This window comes from Streptomyces sp. NPDC056361, assembly GCF_042262805.1.
Classification (GTDB): Bacteria; Actinomycetota; Actinomycetes; order Streptomycetales; family Streptomycetaceae; genus Streptomyces.
In genome coordinates this window covers 1-3821 of record NZ_JBHJQI010000289.1, presented here as the reverse complement: position 1 = coordinate 3821, position 3821 = coordinate 1, and the positions used below count along the sequence as shown (strand labels likewise).

Below are 3821 nucleotides of genomic sequence, written 5' to 3'. Positions count from 1 at the left end.
CCCCGAGGGGTTCCGGGCCCTTCCGCGTACCACGCCCGTATGCCCGGATCAGGACTCGGGCGTCTCCCGGCGGACCTGCAGCAGGTCCTCCAGCTGCTCCTCGCGGGCCTGCGCGGCCACGAACAGCAGCTCGTCGCCGGCCTCCAGGGTCTCCTCGGGGCTCGGCGTCAGCACCCGCGAACCGCGGATGATCGTCACCAGCGAGGTGTCCTGCGGCCAGGCCACGTCCCCGACCGCGGTGCCCGCGACCGCCGACTCCGGCGGCAGCGTCAGCTCGACCAGGTTCGCGTCGCCGTGGCTGAAGCGGAGCAGCCGGACCAGGTCGCCGACGCTCACCGCCTCCTCCACCAGGGCCGACATGAGACGCGGCGTCGAGACGGCGACGTCCACGCCCCAGGCCTCGTTGAACAGCCACTCGTTCTTCGGGTTGTTCACCCGGGCGACCACCCGCGGCACGCCGTACTCCGTCTTGGCGAGCAGCGAGACGACCAGGTTCACCTTGTCGTCGCCGGTCGCCGCGATCACCACGTTGCAGCGCTGCAGCGCCGCCTCGTCGAGCGAGGTGATCTCACAGGCGTCGGCCAGCAGCCACTCCGCCTGCGGCACCCGCTCCACCGAGATGGCGGTCGGCGCCTTGTCGATGAGCAGGACCTCGTGCCCGTTCTCCAGCAGCTCGCCCGCGATGGAACGGCCCACCGCACCCGCGCCCGCAATAGCGACACGCATCAGTGACCGCCCTCCTCGGGACCCTCGGCGAAGGCCTCCTCGACCTTCGCGATCTCGTCCGTACGCATCATCACGTGCACCAGGTCACCTTCCTGGAGCACCGTCTGCGAGGTCGGCAGAATCGCTTCGCCCAGCCGGGTGAGGAAGGCGACGCGGACGCCCGTCTCCTCCTGCAGCCGGCTCACCTTGTGGCCGATCCACGCCGGAGAGGTGTGCACCTCCGCGAGCTGCACACCACCGCTCGGATCCCGCCACAGCGGCTCCGCGCCGGAGGGCAGCAGCCGGCGCAGCATCTGGTCGGCGGTCCAGCGGACCGTCGCGACCGTCGGGATCCCGAGGCGCTGGTAGACCTCGGCGCGGCGCGGGTCGTAGATCCGCGCCGCCACGTTCTCGATGCCGAACATCTCGCGCGCGACCCGCGCCGCGATGATGTTCGAGTTGTCGCCGCTGCTCACCGCGGCGAAGGCACCGGCCTCCTCGATCCCGGCCTCACGCAGCGTGTCCTGGTCGAAGCCCACGCCCGTGACGCGCCGACCGCCGAAACCCGACCCCAGACGACGGAAAGCCGTCGGGTCCTGGTCCACGACCGCGACGGTGTGCCCCTGCTGTTCGAGGGTCTGCGCGAGAGCGGCTCCCACTCGCCCGCAGCCCATGATGACGATGTGCACGTCCCCTTACCCCGCACTCCTGATCGCCTTGCTGACCTGCGAAAACACCCTGCTCACAACTTTCCTCGCCCGATGCGCCCGGGCCGCGGCCGGCAACTCCCTGCCGGGTTGCCCGGTCCGAGCTTATGCGGCAACGCTGGCCGGGACCGCATCCGAGGTGGTACTCAGGGAGATTCGGTGCCGATCGGGGGTGCCGGTGCGCGTGGCTCTTTTCGAACGCTTACGATCCTCTCCGTGTCCAAACTGACCGACGTGCCCAAACGGATCCTGATCGGGCGGGCCCTGCGCAGCGACAAGCTCGGAGAGACCCTCCTCTCCAAGCGCATCGCCCTCCCCGTCTTCGCCTCCGACCCGCTGTCCTCGGTGGCGTACGCACCCGGCGAGGTGTTGCTCGTCCTCTCCGTCGCCGGTTTGTCGGCCTACCACTTCAGCCCGTGGATCGCGCTCGCGGTCGTCGTGCTGATGTTCACGGTGGTCGCGTCCTACCGGCAGAACGTGCACGCGTACCCCAGCGGCGGCGGCGACTACGAGGTCGCCACCACCAACCTGGGGCCGAAGGCCGGACTCACCGTGGCGAGCGCCCTGCTCGTCGACTACGTCCTGACCGTCGCGGTGTCGATCTCCTCGGGCATCGAGAACCTCGGCTCGGCCGTCCCCTTCGTCGTCGAGCACAAGGTGGCCTGCGCGGTCGGCGTCATCGTGCTGCTCACCGTGATGAACCTGCGCGGAGTGAAGGAGTCGGGCTCCCTCTTCGCGATCCCGACGTACGTCTTCGTCGCCGGCGTCTTCATCATGATCCTCTGGGGCGCGTACCGGGGCATCGTCCTCGACGACACCATGAAGGCGCCCACCGCCGACTTCGAGATCAAGGCCGAGCACGAGGGGCTGGCCGGCTTCGCGCTCGTCTTCCTGCTGCTGCGCGCCTTCTCCTCCGGCTGTGCCGCGCTCACCGGCGTCGAGGCCATCTCCAACGGCGTCCCGGCCTTCCGCAAGCCGAAGTCGAAGAACGCCGCCACCACGCTCGCCCTCATGGGCGGCCTGGCCGTCACCATGTTCTGCGGCATCATCTTCCTCGCCATGGCCACCGACGTGCGCATGGCCGAGAAGCCCGCCGAGGACCTGCTGAACAACGGCGTCCCGGTCGGCCCGGGCTACGTCCAGGACCCCGTCATCTCCCAGGTCGCGGCCGCCGTCTTCGGCGACGGGACGTTCTTCTTCATCGTCCTCGCCGCCGCCACCGCGCTCGTCCTCTTCCTGGCCGCGAACACCGCGTACAACGGCTTCCCGCTCCTCGGCTCGATCCTCGCCCAGGACCGCTACCTGCCGCGCCAGCTGCACACCCGCGGCGACCGCCTCGCCTTCTCCAACGGCATCGTGCTCCTCGCCGGCGCAGCCGCCCTCCTCGTCTGGATCTACGGAGCCGACTCGACCCGGCTGATCCAGCTGTACATCGTCGGCGTCTTCGTCTCCTTCACCCTCAGCCAGATCGGCATGGTCCGGCACTGGAACCGGCACCTGAAGGCGGAACGCGAACCCGCCAAGCGCCGCCACATGATCCGCTCCCGCGCGATCAACGCCTTCGGTGCCTTCTTCACCGGCCTCGTCCTCGTCGTCGTCCTCGCCACCAAGTTCACCCACGGCGCCTGGGTCGCCCTGCTCGGCATGGTGATCTTCTACGGCACGATGACCGCGATCCGCCGGCACTACGACTCCGTCGCCGCCGAGATCGCCGCCGCCGAGGAACGTCCCGACGAATACGTGCGCCCCTCCCGGGTCCGCTCCATCGTCCTCGTCTCCAAGCTCCACAAGCCCACCCTGCGCGCCCTCGCCTACGCCAAGCTCATGCACGCCAACGAGCTGGAGGCGCTGACCGTCAACGTCGACCCGGTCGAGACGAAGGCGCTCAAGGAGGAGTGGGAGCGGCGCGGCATCAACGTCCCGCTCAAGATCCTCGACTCCCCGTACCGCGAGATCACCCGGCCGGTCATCGAGTACGTCAAGAGCCTCCGCCGCGAGAGCCCGCGCGACGCCGTCTCCGTCTACATCCCCGAGTACGTCGTCGGCCACTGGTACGAGCACCTGCTCCACAACCAGAGCGCCCTGCGCCTCAAGGGCCGGCTCCTCTTCACCCCCGGCGTCATGGTGACCTCGGTCCCGTACCAGCTCCAGTCCTCCGAGGCCGCCAGGAAGCGGGCGAGGAAGCGCCAGGAATGGAACGCGCCCGGCTCGGTCCGCCGCGGCCCGGTCGAGAAGCGGCAGAAGGAACCAGCCGCCAAGAACAACTAGACTGGTGGGGGGGGGGGGGGCACCCCCCCCCCCACCCGGGGCCCCAGTTGGACCGGGGGGGAGACCGCGCGCCCCGGGCCCCCCCCCCACCCCCCCCCCGCCCCCGGCCCCGCGGACCCCCACCGGGGGCCGCTGCCGCCC

3 protein-coding genes are annotated in these 3821 nt (G+C 70.2%); 1 reads left to right on the top strand and 2 read right to left on the bottom strand.

Annotated elements, in window-relative coordinates:
- Positions 1–48: 48 nt before the first annotated feature.
- Both ACFCY7_RS40155 and ACFCY7_RS40150 read right to left on the bottom strand, forming a co-directional pair.
- The gene (locus tag ACFCY7_RS40155) at positions 49–726 is read right to left on the bottom strand and encodes a potassium channel family protein (protein WP_376491030.1); all 678 of its coding nucleotides are present in this window, start codon (positions 724–726) and stop codon (positions 49–51) included.
- On the bottom strand, positions 726–1394 hold the full coding sequence (locus tag ACFCY7_RS40150; RefSeq protein ID WP_017237685.1) for a TrkA family potassium uptake protein: 669 nt from the start codon (positions 1392–1394) through the stop codon (positions 726–728). Before ACFCY7_RS40150 ends, ACFCY7_RS40155 begins: the two co-directional genes overlap by 1 nt.
- 234 nt (positions 1395–1628) lie before the next feature.
- Here ACFCY7_RS40150 and ACFCY7_RS40145 point away from each other — a divergent pair, with 234 nt between their 5' ends.
- Positions 1629–3680 (top strand): APC family permease, encoded by a 2052-nt coding sequence (locus ACFCY7_RS40145; protein WP_376491029.1) that lies wholly within the window; start codon positions 1629–1631, stop codon positions 3678–3680.
- The last annotated feature ends 141 nt before the right edge of the window (positions 3681–3821 follow it).